Origin of the sequence: Aquimixticola soesokkakensis (assembly GCF_900172375.1) — a bacterium.
Lineage (GTDB): Bacteria > Pseudomonadota > Alphaproteobacteria > Rhodobacterales > Rhodobacteraceae > Aquimixticola > Aquimixticola soesokkakensis.
Genome location: NZ_FWFS01000004.1, coordinates 44647 through 58271, shown reverse-complemented (window position 1 = coordinate 58271; position 13625 = coordinate 44647). Strand labels below are relative to the sequence as shown.

At 62.7% G+C, this 13625-nt stretch carries 13 protein-coding genes; 11 read left to right on the top strand and 2 right to left on the bottom strand.

The features are described 5' to 3' along the window. Nucleotides 1-19: 19 nt before the first annotated feature. Nucleotides 20-232, bottom strand: a complete 213-nt coding sequence (locus AQS8620_RS06005; protein WP_370737884.1) for a hypervirulence associated TUDOR domain-containing protein — start codon at nt 230-232, stop codon at nt 20-22. A gap of 258 nt (nt 233-490) precedes the next feature. On the opposite strand from AQS8620_RS06005, the gene ftsW reads away from it, so the two are divergent. From ftsW to ftsA, 8 genes are all read left to right on the top strand, one after another. Then, nucleotides 491-1657, top strand: a complete 1167-nt coding sequence (gene ftsW, locus AQS8620_RS06000; RefSeq protein WP_085835955.1) for a putative lipid II flippase FtsW — start codon at nt 491-493, stop codon at nt 1655-1657. Nucleotides 1658-1661: 4 nt separating this feature from the next. Beyond that, nucleotides 1662-2774 (top strand): undecaprenyldiphospho-muramoylpentapeptide beta-N-acetylglucosaminyltransferase, encoded by a 1113-nt coding sequence (murG, locus tag AQS8620_RS05995; protein WP_085835954.1) that lies wholly within the window; start codon nt 1662-1664, stop codon nt 2772-2774. Continuing rightward, complete coding sequence (murC, locus tag AQS8620_RS05990) at nt 2771-4174, top strand: UDP-N-acetylmuramate--L-alanine ligase (RefSeq protein WP_085835953.1); 1404 nt, start codon at nt 2771-2773, stop codon at nt 4172-4174. Before murG ends, murC begins: the two co-directional genes overlap by 4 nt. A 39-nt stretch (nt 4175-4213) precedes the next feature. Continuing rightward, the gene (locus AQS8620_RS05985; protein ID WP_085835952.1) at nt 4214-4468 is read left to right on the top strand and encodes a DUF2484 family protein; all 255 of its coding nucleotides are present in this window, start codon (nt 4214-4216) and stop codon (nt 4466-4468) included. Further along, nucleotides 4465-5379 carry a UDP-N-acetylmuramate dehydrogenase gene (gene murB / locus AQS8620_RS05980; RefSeq protein ID WP_085835951.1) on the top strand — a complete coding sequence of 305 codons (915 nt, stop codon included), beginning with the start codon at nt 4465-4467 and terminating at the stop codon, nt 5377-5379. The genes AQS8620_RS05985 and murB overlap by 4 nt, the downstream gene beginning before the upstream one ends. A 167-nt stretch (nt 5380-5546) precedes the next feature. Further along, nucleotides 5547-6494: a D-alanine--D-alanine ligase gene (locus AQS8620_RS05975; RefSeq protein ID WP_234990388.1), complete on the top strand. Its 948-nt coding sequence runs from the start codon at nt 5547-5549 to the stop codon at nt 6492-6494. Continuing rightward, on the top strand, nt 6482-7501 hold the full coding sequence (locus AQS8620_RS05970) for a cell division protein FtsQ/DivIB (RefSeq protein ID WP_234990387.1): 1020 nt from the start codon (nt 6482-6484) through the stop codon (nt 7499-7501). The genes AQS8620_RS05975 and AQS8620_RS05970 overlap by 13 nt, the downstream gene beginning before the upstream one ends. Further along, on the top strand, nt 7498-8832 hold the full coding sequence (gene ftsA / locus AQS8620_RS05965; RefSeq protein WP_085835949.1) for a cell division protein FtsA: 1335 nt from the start codon (nt 7498-7500) through the stop codon (nt 8830-8832). The genes AQS8620_RS05970 and ftsA overlap by 4 nt, the downstream gene beginning before the upstream one ends. Nucleotides 8833-8849: 17 nt before the next feature. Here the strand turns inward: ftsA and AQS8620_RS16840 are convergent, their stop codons facing one another. Continuing rightward, entirely contained in the window at nt 8850-9098 is a 249-nt protein-coding gene (locus AQS8620_RS16840; RefSeq protein WP_143267442.1) for a hypothetical protein, read from the bottom strand. A 189-nt stretch (nt 9099-9287) separates the two neighbouring features. Between AQS8620_RS16840 and ftsZ the strand changes: the two genes are divergently transcribed. From ftsZ to AQS8620_RS05950, 3 genes are all read left to right on the top strand, one after another. Further along, a complete protein-coding gene (ftsZ, locus tag AQS8620_RS05960; protein ID WP_085835948.1) occupies nt 9288-11000 on the top strand; it encodes a cell division protein FtsZ in 1713 nt (570 codons plus the stop codon). 535 nt (nt 11001-11535) lie between these two features. Beyond that, a complete protein-coding gene (gene lpxC / locus AQS8620_RS05955; protein WP_085835947.1) occupies nt 11536-12480 on the top strand; it encodes a UDP-3-O-acyl-N-acetylglucosamine deacetylase in 945 nt (314 codons plus the stop codon). 297 nt (nt 12481-12777) lie between these two features. Then, entirely contained in the window at nt 12778-13614 is an 837-nt protein-coding gene (locus tag AQS8620_RS05950) for an outer membrane protein assembly factor BamD (RefSeq protein WP_370737883.1), read from the top strand. Nucleotides 13615-13625 lie beyond the last annotated feature (11 nt).

The following is a 13625-nucleotide window of genomic DNA, read 5'->3' as shown; positions in this document are numbered from 1 at the left end:
AAGCCTGACACCGCGCCGCTTAGGCGGGGCGCACTTCGGAACTGAGCTTGAGCACCCGATCGCCATCGGCCTGTTCGATGAAAAGGGCAGGGTTGTCTTTGGACCCGTGGCGCGTGATTTCGCTGCCCTTGATCTTGCGGGTGACGGTGCGCAGATAGCGCGTCCGAACGGCCCCCTCGGCGGTGCCGTTGCCCCAATCCCATGCTACTTTGTCGCCATCGCTAAAGGCCATCATCGCCTCCTTTTTGTCGGGTTGCCGGTGCTGTCTGAATGTCCAATCGAAACTCGCAATGGCGCTATGTGGTTCCTGTCACCAAAGATTGCGCCTGTTTTTGCGCCAATCTCTGCTCAATCGGGCGGCAATGCCCGCGCAACCCACTAGCCTTGGGCGCGAACTTGGGCTAGAATTGCCTTAGATCCGGTCAACCGGACATCGCGCGGTCGGAGTGCCTTCCACCGTGGCGAAATCAGGCAGTGCGGCGGTAGTAAAATGACAGAAATGGTGTATGGCGCGATCCCCAAGCGGGATGGCGAGCCGGTTCTTCCCCGGTGGTGGCGGACGATCGACAAATGGTCGCTCTCTTGTATTCTCTTGCTGTTTGGCGTGGGCATTTTGCTGGGTCTTGCAGCCTCGCCGCCCCTGGCCGAAAAAAACGGTCTGCCGACCTTTTACTACATCCAGCGTCAGGCGTTTTTCGGGGTCATGGCCCTGATCGCGATGATCGCCACCACGATGATGGACCCCAAAATGGTGCGCCGTCTGGCGGTCGTGGGATTTGCAATCACCTTCGTTGCGCTGCTGTTGCTGCCCTTTATCGGCACGGATTTCGGCAAAGGGGCTGTGCGCTGGTTCTCTTTCGGGTTCGCCTCTGTCCAGCCTTCCGAATTTCTCAAGCCTGCCTTCGTTGTGGTGTCGGCCTGGCTGATGTCGGCGTCACAGGACCTCGACGGGCCGCCGGGCAAACTGTATTCCTTCGCGCTGGCGCTGATCATCGTGATGCTCTTGGCCATGCAGCCCGACTTCGGGCAGGCGGCGCTGATCCTGTTCAGCTGGGCGGTGATGTATTTCGTCGCGGGGGCGCCGCTGACCCTGCTGGTCTCGCTTGCGGTGGGTGTCGTGATGTTTGGCACGGTCGCCTACAATAATTCCGAACACTTTGCGCGCCGCATCGACGGGTTTCTGTCCGCAGAAGTCGATCCGCGCACCCAGATCGGCTATGCGACGAACGCTATCCAAGAGGGTGGGTTCTTTGGCGTGGGCGTGGGCGAAGGTCAGGTGAAATGGTCGCTGCCCGATGCCCATACCGATTTTATCATCGCTGTGGCGGCAGAAGAATACGGGCTGGTGTTGGTGCTGGCGATCATCGCGCTGTACGGCACGATCGTTGTGCGCTCCCTCAGCCGGCTGATGCGCGAACGCGATCCGTTCATCCGCCTTGCGGGGACGGGGCTTGCCTGTGCCTTTGGCGTGCAGGCGATGATCAACATGGGCGTTGCGGTGCGGCTTTTGCCTGCCAAAGGCATGACCTTGCCCTTTGTCAGCTATGGCGGCTCCTCGGTCATTGCTTCGGGCATCGCGGTGGGCATGTTGCTGGCCTTTACCCGCAATCGCCCCCAGGGCGAGATCGGTGACATCCTGATCCGGCGCGGGAGATAACGCCATGACCACACCCAAGACCCTGGCCCCGCTGCTGGTGATTGCCGCAGGCGGCACCGGCGGGCATATGTTCCCGGCCCAAGCGCTGGCCGAAGCGATGCTGGCGCGCGGCTGGCGGGTCAAACTGTCCACCGATGCGCGTGGCGCGCGCTACACCGGCGCTTTCCCGCAGGCCGTCGAGATCGAAGAACTGGCATCGGCCACCTTCGCGCGCGGCGGGATTGCGGCCAAAGCCATGGTGCCGCTGCGTATCCTTGGCGGTGTGTTTTCGGCCATGACCAAAATGGTGCGCGACAAACCGGCAGTGGTCGTGGGCTTTGGCGGCTATCCGGCCATTCCGGCGATGGCGGCGGCCACGCTTTTGGGCAAGCCGCGCATGATCCACGAGCAAAACGGTGTGCTGGGCCGCGTCAACCAGATCTTTTCCAAACGCGTCAACCGCGTGGCCTGTGGCACATGGCCGACGGTCCTGCCTGCGGGCATTGACGGCGTTTACACCGGCAATCCGGTGCGCGCGGCGGTGCTGGAGCGCGCGGGGGCAGGCTATATCACGCCGGGTGACTACCCGATGTCGATCCTCGTGATCGGCGGCTCGCAAGGCGCGCGGATCTTGTCGGATGCCGTGCCTGCCGCCATCGCCGCGCTGCCCGAGCCGCTGCGCAGCAATCTGCGCGTTGCGCAACAGGCCCGCCCCGAAGACAAGGAGCGCGTCGAGCGCGCCTATGCCGAGGCAGGGCTTGCGGCGGAGGTTGAAACCTTTTTCACCGATATTCCGCGGCGCATGTCCGAAGCGCAGCTGGTGATTTCGCGCTCTGGCGCGTCCTCGGTTGCGGATATTTCCGTGATCGGGCGCCCGGCGATCCTGATCCCCTTTGCCGCCGCCGCTGCGGATCACCAAAGCGCCAATGCGCGCGGGCTGGTGGATGCGCAGGCGGCCATTCTCATCCCCGAGGCGCGGCTTGATGCGGCCACGCTGTCGGATCATATCACCACCATTCTGACCAATCCCGAAGGCGCGCTTGCCATGGCGCAGGCGGCGCTGTCGATCTCGCGCCCCGATGCAACAGAGCGCCTCGTCGAACTGGTCGAAACGCTTGCTACAGGAACGCCCGGATGAACGCTGCCGTGACCAAATTGCCCACCGAAATGGGCCCTATCCACTTTGTCGGCATCGGCGGTATCGGCATGTCCGGCATCGCCGAAGTGCTGATCAACCACGGCTACAAAGTCCAGGGCTCGGACCTGAAAGCCTCCAAGATCACCGACCGGCTCAAGGAACTGGGCGCGGTGATTTTCGAAGGCCAGCGCGCTGAAAACCTCGAGGGGGCCGAAGTGGTCGTGATTTCCTCGGCCATCAAAGCGGGCAACCCCGAACTGGATGCGGCCCGCCTCAAAGGGCTGCCGGTGGTGCGGCGCGCGGAAATGCTGGCCGAACTGATGCGCCTGAAATCCAACATTGCCATCGGCGGCACCCATGGCAAAACCACCACCACCACGATGGTGGCAACGCTGTTGGATCACGGCAATCTTGATCCCACCGTGATCAACGGGGGCATCATTCATGCCTATGGGTCGAACGCGCGCATGGGGCAGGGCGAATGGATGGTGGTCGAGGCGGATGAATCCGACGGCACCTTCAACCGCCTGCCTGCAACCATCGCGATTGTCACCAATATCGACCCCGAGCACATGGAACACTGGGGCACCATCGAAAACCTGCGGCAGGGGTTTCTGGATTTCGTGTCCAACATTCCCTTTTACGGGCTGGCTGTGTGCTGCACCGACCACCCCGAAGTCCAGAGCCTTGTGGGCAAGATCACCGACCGGCGTGTCGTGACTTTCGGGTTTAACGCCCAAGCCGACGTGCGCGCGGTGAACCTGACCTACCAAAAGGGCGTGGCGCATTTCGACATCGCGCTGGCGGGCGAGGAGCAGATGATCGAGGGGTGCACCCTGCCGATGCCCGGAAATCACAATGTCTCCAACGCATTGGCCGCTGTTGCCGTGGCGCGTCATCTGGGCATGAAGCGCGATGAAATCCGCGAAGCGCTGGCGAATTTCAAAGGCGTGAACCGCCGCTTTACCAAGGTCGGTGAAGTGAACGGCATCACCATCATTGACGATTACGGCCACCATCCGGTCGAAATCGCCGCCGTGCTGAAAGCCGCGCGTCAGGCCTGCGACGGGCGTGTCATTGCGGTTCACCAGCCGCACCGCTATTCGCGCCTGCACACATTGTTTGACGATTTTTGCACCTGCTTCAACGAGGCGGATGTGGTCGGTATCGCCGAAGTCTACGCCGCCGGTGAAGAGCCCATCGCGGGGGCCGGTCGTGACGATCTTGTGGCGGGTTTGATCCGCCACGGCCACCGCCATGCGCGCGCCGTGACCTCGGAGGAAGACCTCGAACGGCTGGTGCGCGAACAGGCCCGCGCCGGTGACATCGTGGTCTGCCTTGGGGCAGGGACGATTTCCACATGGGCAAATGCCTTGCCTGCACGCCTTGCCCGCGCCTAAAATGACCCATTTGCGCCCTCACTGCGAAAGGAGGACAGTCTGTCACTCTCTCTGATCCTTGCCTGCGTCTGGGCCTTGAGCGCCAATCTGATCGCAATGCTCCCCTCGCGCCACCACCACTGGCCCGCGGCCTATGTGCTGATCGCCTTCGGCGTTCCGCTGGTGGGCTACGTCACCTATGAAAACGGCCCTTGGGTCGGGTTGATCGTTCTGGCCGCGGGCGCGTCGGTGTTGCGCTGGCCCATGCGCTATGCCGGTCGCTGGGTGCTCAAAACCGTAAGAAGATCGCAATGACCTATCCCGATGTGCGTGGCACGCTGACCCCCAACCGCCCCCTTGCCGATCTGACATGGCTGCGGGTGGGGGGGCCTGCAGATGCCCTGTTCCAGCCTGCCGACCTTGAGGATTTGCAAGCGTTCCTGCGCGCGCTGCCGGCAGATGTGGCCGTGTTCCCGATGGGTGTCGGCTCGAACCTGATCGTGCGCGATGGCGGTTTGCGCGCAGTGGTGATCCGCATGGGGCGGGGCTTTAACGGCATCAGCGTCACGGGCACGACAGTGACGGCCGGTGTGGCGGCGCTTGACGCGCATGTGGCGCGCAAAGCGGCCGCTGCGGGGGTCGATCTGACCTTTCTGCGCACCATCCCCGGGGCGATCGGCGGCGCGGTACGCATGAATGCGGGCTGCTACGGCTCTTATGTGGCGGATCACTTCGTGAGTGCCAAAGCGGTGACGCGGGCGGGGGACCTTGTCTCGCTCGGCGCCGATGAGCTGAATTTCGCCTATCGCCAGACCACGCTCCCCGAGGGCTGGGTGATTGTCGAGGCGACCTTTTCAGGGCAGGCAGGCGACCCTGACACGCTTGAAGCGCGCATGGCCGATCAAATCGCCAAACGCGATGCCTCGCAGCCCACCAAAGAGCGCTCCGCCGGCTCGACCTTTCGCAATCCGGCCGGATTTTCCTCGACGGGCAAAGCCGACGATGTCCATGATCTGAAAGCCTGGAAGGTGATTGACGATGCCGGTCTGCGCGGCGCAACCCTGGGTGGCGCGCAAATGAGCGAGATGCATTCGAACTTTTTGATCAACACCGGCGGTGCCACCGCGGCAGAGCTCGAAGGGCTTGGGGAGTTGGTGCGAAAAAAGGTGTTGGAAAACAGCGGCATCACGCTACAATGGGAAATTATGCGCGTCGGCGACGTTTGAGGGCCGCATGTCCTTCGTTTCCTGCGTGAAAAGACGTAAATCCGGCCCAACGAGGCCGGACCACAGGAGTCTCTCCTGAATGTGACCGCAAAGGTCGCTGATTTGGTCGCAAAGACCACATGACCGGTCGCAAAGACCAACCAAGGAAACGCGCCAAAGACGTTTCCATGAACGAGGCGAAGTCGGGTATGTCGAGCAGGACATCCCCCAAAGTAGCAGTTTTGATGGGTGGCCCCTCCGCCGAGCGCGAGGTGTCTCTGTCATCAGGGCGCGAATGCGCGGCTGCTTTGCGGGGCGAAGGATACACAGTTGTCGAAATTGACGCGGGCAAGGATTTGCCCGCGCGGCTTGTGGCCGAAGCCCCCGATGTGGTGTTCAATGCGCTGCACGGACGCTGGGGCGAAGATGGCTGCGTGCAGGGCATTCTTGAATGGCTGGCGATCCCCTACACCCACTCCGGCGTGTTGGCCTCGGCGCTTGCCATGGACAAACAGAAAACCAAGGACGTCTACATCGCCGCCGGATTGCCGGTCGCGACCAGCGTTCTGGCCAGCCGCGATGCTGTCGAGGCGGGGCACGTCCTGCCGCCGCCCTATGTGGTCAAACCGTTCAACGAAGGCTCCTCCGTCGGCGTCTACATTGTTCACGCGGGATCGAATGCGCCGCGTCTGGCCAAGGAGATGCCCGAAGTGGTGATGGTCGAGGCCTTCGCACCGGGGCGCGAGTTGACCTGCACCGTGATGGGCGAGCGCGCCTTGCCGGTGACGGATATCGAGACCGACGGCTGGTATGATTTCGAGGCAAAATATACCGTGGGCGGCTCGCGCCATGTGGTGCCCGCCCGGATTCCCGCCGAAATCTACACCGCCTGTCAGGACTTTGCCCTGCGGGCCCATGTGGCTTTGGGCTGTCGGGGCGTGTCACGCACCGATTTTCGCTGGGACGAGGAACTCTGGACGGCGCAGGGGGGGCTTGCGGGCCTGCTTCTCTTGGAAACAAATACCCAACCCGGCATGACCCCCACCTCGCTGTCGCCCGAACAGGCCGGCGTGGATGGCACAAGCTTTGGGGCCCTGTGCCGCTGGATGGTGGAGGACGCCTCATGCAACCGCTAAGACCCCCGCTTCACTCCCCCGCAACCGCGGCTTCGGGGCGGCCCACGGGCGGCAAGCCCAAGGCACAGATGCGTGCGGTGCCCGCTGGAAATCCGCGCGTCAGCGCCGCTGTGGCGCGGGCGAAAGGCCTCAAACCCGCCGAGACCCCCGTCAAACGCGACCCCGCGCCCTCGCGCGCAGCCTATCGGATGAACCGGCTGTGGCTGACGCCGACCTTTCGCATCGCGATGCGGTTTGGCTTGCCCGCCTTGCTGACCTTTGGTGTGGTCTCGATCTATTTCGCGCAGGGAAATCACCGCGAAAGCTTCATGAACGCCATCGCTGATGTGCGCCAGTCCATCGAAAGCCGCCCCGAGTTCCGCGTCTCGACGATGCTGATTGAAGGGGCCTCGCCCGAGCTGGAACAGGACATCCGCGAAGCTGTCGTTGTCGATTTTCCGACCTCCTCCTTTGACCTCGACCTGCCGGCGATGCTCGAACAGATCCGTGGACTGGACGCTGTGGCCGAAGCCTCGTTGCAAATCCGCAGTTCCGGGGTGCTGGGGGTCGACATCACCGAACGCCAGCCCGCCATTGTCTGGCGCGGTCCGCAAGGGCTTGAGGTGCTGGACGCGCTGGGCCACCGCGTGGCGGCACTTGGCGCGCGCGGGGATCGTCCCGACCTGCCGCTGGTGGCAGGGCAGGGCGCGCAGGACGCTGTGCAGGAAGCCCTTGAGGTGCTGGCGATTGCGACCCCTGTTGCGGGCCGCTTGCGTGGGCTGGAACGCATGGGCGAGCGGCGCTGGGATGTCGTGCTGGATCGCGACCAGCGCATTCTGCTGCCCGAAGAGGGCGCGGCGGCAGCGATGGAACAGGTTATGGCGCTTGATCGCGCCCAGGACGTTTTGGGCCGTGATGTCACGGCTGTTGATATGAGAAACATTCACCGCCCGACGCTGCGCTTGTCCGAGGCCGCAATGGCTGACATGCGCCGCATCAAGGGGCTGGACACAGGAGACGCCAAATGACCGATCTGTATGCGACCCAACGGGCAATGCGGAACATGCGCCGCGCCGCTTTGCAGCGCGGGGTGGTGGCCATTCTGGACGTTGGAACCTCGAAAATCGCCTGCCTTGTGCTGCGCTTTGACGGCGGGGCGCGGCTGGAGGATTACGATGGCGTCGGCCCGATGGCGGGGCAATCGTCATTCCGTGTGATCGGGGCGGCGACCACGCGCTCGCGCGGCGTGCGCTTTGGCGAAATCGAGGCGATGGGCGAAACCGAACGCGCCATTCGTACCGCCGTGCAATCGGCGCAAAAGATGGCCAACACCCGCGTCGATCACGTCATTGCCTGTTTTTCCGGCGGGCAGCCGCGCAGCTACGGTCTGGACGGCGAAGTGGATTGCGATGGCAATGTTGTCAGCGAACAGGATGTGGCGCGCGTGCTGGCGGCCTGCGAAGTGCCGCCCTACGGCGATTACCGCGAGGTGCTGCACGCCCAGCCGGTGAACTTTGCGCTCGACAACCGCTCGGGCCTCTCCGATCCGCGCGGCCAGATTGGCCATAAACTGGCCTGTGACATGCATATGCTCACGGTGGATACGGCGACGATCCAGAACCTGCTCTACTGCATCAAACGCTGCGATCTGGAGGTCGCGGGGCTGGCATCGGCGGCTTATGTGTCGGCGATTTCGGCCATGGTCGAGGACGAACAGGAACTTGGCGGCGCTTGTATCGACATGGGCGGCGGGTCCACCGACATCTCTATCTTTATGAAAAAGCACATGATTTACGCCGACACCGTGCGGATGGGCGGGGATCATGTGACGGGCGACATTTCGATGGGGCTTCAGATTCCGGCGGCAACAGCCGAACGGATCAAGACATTCTACGGCGGCGTTGTGGCCACGGGCATGGATGATCGCGAGATGATCGAAGTGGGCGGCGACAGCGGCGATTGGGACAAGGACCGGCGCACCGTCAGCCGCGCCGAGTTGATCGGGATCATGCGCCCGCGCGTCGAGGAAATTCTGGAAGACGTGCGTGCGCGCCTCGATGCGGCGGGGTTTGAACATCTGCCCAGCCAGCAAATCGTCCTGACGGGCGGCGCAAGCCAGATTCCGGGCCTCGAAGGCCTGGCCGCGAAAATTCTGGGCCAGCAGGTGCGCATCGGGCGTCCGCTGCGCGTGCAGGGCCTGCCTCAGGCCGCGACCGGCGCGGCCTTTGCCTCGGCGGTGGGGCTGTGCCTGTTTGCCGCCAATCCGCAGGACGAATGGTGGGATTTCGAAATTCCCGCCGACCGGATGCCCGCGCGCAGCCTGAAACGTGCGGTGCGCTGGTTCAAGTCGAACTGGTAAGCGCGCTCGTGGCGGCGTCACGCGAATGTGTGCGCCGCTGCGCAAAGGCGATGGACGTTGCCGGCGCGGGCTGTTAATATTTGGGCGTCGAAGACGGGGGCAAACCACCGCGCGGCAAAAGATCCGGGCACGAGCAGTGCTTCTGACCATATAGCAACACGCAAAGCGCGCGAAATCAGCGCTTTAGCCTGTTTGATGCCTCGGTTGGGGCAGGGCGTGATCCGTTTTGCCGCATTTAGAGGCGCAGCGGCGGATTGTTGCTGCATCAAGAGTGTCTCCTAAATGTAGGTTTTCACGCAAAATACCGCGAATGTAGGGTCTGTTAACCCTATATTTTGTGGCATATTTGTGTTTTTCGGGTGACGCCCAAGCTGAAAACCCGTAGTCTATTTAAAGGAACAGGTAAGGATCAGTCCGTAAACGGGCTGGCCACTAAAAAAATCAGGCGGTGAAGCATGGCTTTGAACTTGACGATGCCCGAGCGGGACGACTTGAAACCGAGGATCACGGTTTTCGGTGTTGGCGGGGCCGGCGGCAATGCAGTTAACAACATGATCGAAAAGCAACTCGAAGGTGTCGAGTTTGTGGTAGCGAATACGGACGCGCAAGCGCTCACGCATTCCAACGCCCGCGCAAAAATCCAGATGGGTGTGAAAGTCACCGAAGGTCTGGGTGCAGGCGCGCGCCCCTCGGTTGGTGCGGCGGCTGCCGAAGAAACCATCGAGGAGATCGTCGATCACCTTGCAGGCGCGCATATGTGCTTTATCACCGCAGGTATGGGGGGCGGCACCGGAACGGGCGCTGCTCCGATCATCGCGCAGGCCGCGCGTGAACTGGGTGTGCTGACCGTTGGTGTTGTCACCAAGCCCTTCCAGTTCGAAGGTGCCAAGCGGATGAAGCAGGCCGAGGAGGGCGTCGAAGCCCTTCAGAAAATGGTCGATACGCTGATCATCATTCCCAACCAGAACCTTTTCCGCCTTGCCAACGAAAAGACCACCTTCACCGAAGCCTTCGCGCTGGCCGATGATGTGCTCTATCAGGGCGTCAAGGGCGTGACCGACCTCATGGTCCGTCCCGGTCTGATCAACCTCGACTTTGCCGACGTGCGCTCGGTGATGGACGAGATGGGCAAGGCCATGATGGGCACCGGCGAGGCCGAAGGCGAAAACCGCGCCATCGAAGCCGCCGAGAAAGCCATCGCCAACCCGCTGCTTGACGAAGTGTCGCTCGAAGGTGCCAAGGGTGTTCTGATCAACATTACCGGCGGCTACGATCTGACCCTCTTCGAGCTCGACGAGGCCGCAAACAAAATCCGCGAAAAAGTCGATCCTGATGCGAACATCATCGTCGGCTCGACGCTGGACACCGAATTGAACGGCATGATGCGCGTTTCCGTCGTGGCGACCGGCATCGACGCCGTGCAGTCCAAAGCCGACATGCCGGTGCCCCGTCGCCGCATGGCCGAGCCGCTGGACCAGCCGGTGGAAGCACCGGCACAGGCTGCAGCGCCCGCACCGCGCGCCGCTGAATCGCGCGCGCCGGAATTCCGCGCCCCTGCGCCCCAGCCGACCGCAGCGCAGGCTGCACAGGCCGCTCCCCAGCAGGCACCCCGTGCCGAAGCACCCCGTCAGCCCAGCCTCGATGTGTTCGAACCGCATCGCGCCGGTGGCGACCAGCCGATGGAAAGCCGCTACAGCCGCGAGACCCGCGGTGAGGATGATATGCCCGCGCCGGCCTATCAACCGCGCCCCGCCCCGCAGGCTCCCACGATGCATGAAGCCCCCGCAGAGTCCTACGTGGCCCCGCGTCCGCGTTCTGCTGGCGAACCGACCCCCGAGGCGATGTCGCGTCTGCAGGCGGCTGTCAGCAAGCAACCTCAGGCCCGCGCGCCCCAGCCCCAGCACGCGCCGCGCGCCGAGGCCCGCCCCGAGCCCGAGCAAAAAGCGGGTCGCTTTGGCATCAACTCGATCATCAACCGTATGACCGGTTCGGAAGCTCAAGGTCAGGCGCCTGCGCCCCAACCCCAGCCCGCACCGCGCCCCAGCGCTCAGGCCCCCGCCTATCGTCAGCAACCGCAGACGCAGCAGGCCTATGATGACGAGCAGGAGCCCAACCCCGAGCAAGAGCGCATCGAGATCCCCGCGTTTTTGCGTCGTCAGGCAAACTGACGCTTTACGAGGATGTCAGGCAAACTGACGCTTTGCTAGGATGTCAGGCAAACTGACGCTTTACGAGGATGTCAGGCAAACTGACGCTTTGCTAGGATGTCAGGCAAACTGACGCTGCTCGAGAGAGGGAATGCGCCGCAGGGTTGGTGAATATTAACCTTTCGTAACGTCACATGTGATCAGGCAAGGGCCGGAGCAATCCGGCCCTTTTTCTATGGGTCTGCTCGATTTTAAAGGGTTTTTCGCATATTTTTGCCGCAGCGCGGCATGGGCGGGCGCGACTGGGCGTGCCTTTGCCTGTAGATGTTTCACCCCGTTGTAATCTGTGAGTTGAGATGTGCTCTGTGGCGGATTAACTCATTCCTAACGCTCGAACCCTGTTGTGTCTTGACCTCGAAAGGTCGGCGCGACCGGGGTTTCGATCCGCCGGGTCAGCCGGGTCAGGGGGGGCAAGCCCCCGCGCGGCCCTGAAGACCCGAAAGACCGTGAAGACCCGAAAGACCCTGAAGATAGCGCCGCAAGGCAAGAGGTTGATGTGCAGACAACGATCGCCAAGACCGTGACATTCAAAGGCACCGGATTGCATTCCGGCGCGCCTGTCGTGCTGTCCATTCATCCTGCTCCGGCCAATACCGGCATCTGGTTCGAACGCTCCGACATCATGGCTGACGGGTCCGGGCGCAACGCCCGTATCCCCGCGCTGTGGGATCATGTCGTGCCCTCCAGACTTTGCACCCTGATCCGCAATGACGACGGGGTCACGATTTCGACGATCGAACATGTGATGGCCGCGCTGTCGGGCACAGGGGTGATGAACGCGCGCGTCTGCGTGTCCGGTCCCGAAGTGCCGATTCTGGACGGCTCCTCTGCGCCTTTCGTGCATAGCATCGTTGCTTGCGGCCTGCGCAAACTTGACGCGCGGGTGCGGGCGCTGGAAATTCTCAAGCCGGTGGAAATCAGCGAGCAGCAGGGCGATGCCATCGCCCGTGCACGCCTCGAGCCTGCGCGCGGCTTGGAAATCGACTTTGTGATCGACTTTGCCGATGCCGCCATCGGCCATCAAAGCAAGCGTCTGAACATGGCCAACGGCGCCTTTGTGCGCGAATTGATGGATTGCCGCACCTTCTGTCGCAAGGCCGATGTGGATGCGATGCAGGCCAATGGCCTTGCGCTGGGGGGCACGATGGACAATGCGGTGGTGTTTGACGGGGCACAGGTGCTGTCGCCCTCGGGTCTGCGCCGCGCGGATGAACCTGTGCGTCACAAAATGCTCGACGCGCTGGGGGATCTGGCGCTCGCCGGCTTGCCCATCCTCGGGCGCTACGTTGGCGAACGCTCCGGCCATGCCATGACCAACGGGTTGCTGCGGGCGGTGTTTGCTGATCCCAGCGCGACCCGCATCGTGGATTGCGACGCGGCTCTGCTCAAACGTCTGCCCGGAACGGGTCTGAAGTCCGCCGATCTGCGGCTCGTGGCCTAAACGACCGGCGCGCGGCCCCCGACAGGCCCGATGGCGCGTTGTGTTTTCTACACCTTTGCGTGATGCTCGGGGCGGGTTTTGCGCAGCTTTCTCAACTCTGGTTGCCATGGCTGGCCCGGCCGTTAGGGCAGGGGCATGCGCGCTTCGCGCCACCACGTCGCGAAAGGCGTTTTGCACCAGATTTTTCTATGCTAGGACAGAGCGGAAGGCCCCCGGCACAGGGGGCGGTTTCCATGTGGACGCGTGATGCGGCCGCGCGATGGAAACGACACTGAGGACAGGCAAGAGGTAACGGCCATGGCGCGCGGATTTGCAGGACGGAGCAAGATGCTCGTGGCAGGGGCGGCTCTCGCGATTGTGGCTGGCTGCGGCGGTGCGCCCAATCCCAATCTTGACGGCTACCCGGCGGATGAAATTTACAAGCGCGCAGAATACGAGGTCTCGACCCGTGATTTTGCGCAGGCGGCGGAATATTTCTCCGAAGTGGAACGGCTCTACCCCTATTCGGATTGGGCCAAGCGGGCGCTGATCATGCAGGCCTACAGCTATCATTCCGACAAGGATTACGAAGCGGCGCGCGGCGCGGCCCAGCGGTTTATCGACTTTTATCCCGCCGATGAGGATGCCGCCTATGCGCAATATCTTCTGGCGCTGTCCTATTACGACCAGATCGACGAAGTGGGCCGCGATCAGGGGCTGACCTTTCAGGCGCTGCAAGCGCTGCGCGTGGTGATCGAAGCCTACCCCGATAGCGAATATGCGCGCTCGGCAATCCTGAAATTCGACCTTGCCTTTGACCATCTGGCCGGCAAGGAAATGGAAATCGGGCGCTATTACATCAAGCGCAAACATTATCCCGCCGCGATTAACCGCTTTCGCGTGGTTGTCGAACAGTTCCAAACCACCACCCACACGCCCGAGGCGCTCTATCGTCTGGTCGAAGCCTATCTTGCGCTTGGCCTGACCGATGAGGCGGTGACGGCGGGGGCGATTTTGGGCCATAACTACCAATCCACCGTCTGGTACGACGATGCCTACACGCTGCTCACGGGCCAGGGCCTGCGCATGGAAGCGGTGGGCGACAACTGGCTCACCGCGATCTATCGTCAGATGATCCGCGGCGAGTGGCTTTGAGCCGGACATAG

What these genes read in the sequence shown, in the direction of transcription:
- AQS8620_RS06005 (WP_370737884.1), bottom strand. Translation starts at nt 232, where the DNA reads ATGGCCTTTAGCGATGGCGACAAAGTAGCATGGGATTGGGGCAACGGC.
- ftsW (WP_085835955.1), top strand. Translation starts at nt 491, where the DNA reads ATGACAGAAATGGTGTATGGCGCGATCCCCAAGCGGGATGGCGAGCCG.
- murG (WP_085835954.1), top strand. Translation starts at nt 1,662, where the DNA reads ATGACCACACCCAAGACCCTGGCCCCGCTGCTGGTGATTGCCGCAGGC.
- murC (WP_085835953.1), top strand. Translation starts at nt 2,771, where the DNA reads ATGAACGCTGCCGTGACCAAATTGCCCACCGAAATGGGCCCTATCCAC.
- murB (WP_085835951.1), top strand. Translation starts at nt 4,465, where the DNA reads ATGACCTATCCCGATGTGCGTGGCACGCTGACCCCCAACCGCCCCCTT.
- AQS8620_RS05975 (WP_234990388.1), top strand. Translation starts at nt 5,547, where the DNA reads ATGAACGAGGCGAAGTCGGGTATGTCGAGCAGGACATCCCCCAAAGTA.
- AQS8620_RS05970 (WP_234990387.1), top strand. Translation starts at nt 6,482, where the DNA reads ATGCAACCGCTAAGACCCCCGCTTCACTCCCCCGCAACCGCGGCTTCG.
- ftsA (WP_085835949.1), top strand. Translation starts at nt 7,498, where the DNA reads ATGACCGATCTGTATGCGACCCAACGGGCAATGCGGAACATGCGCCGC.
- AQS8620_RS16840 (WP_143267442.1), bottom strand. Translation starts at nt 9,098, where the DNA reads ATGCAGCAACAATCCGCCGCTGCGCCTCTAAATGCGGCAAAACGGATC.
- ftsZ (WP_085835948.1), top strand. Translation starts at nt 9,288, where the DNA reads ATGGCTTTGAACTTGACGATGCCCGAGCGGGACGACTTGAAACCGAGG.
- AQS8620_RS05950 (WP_370737883.1), top strand. Translation starts at nt 12,778, where the DNA reads ATGGCGCGCGGATTTGCAGGACGGAGCAAGATGCTCGTGGCAGGGGCG.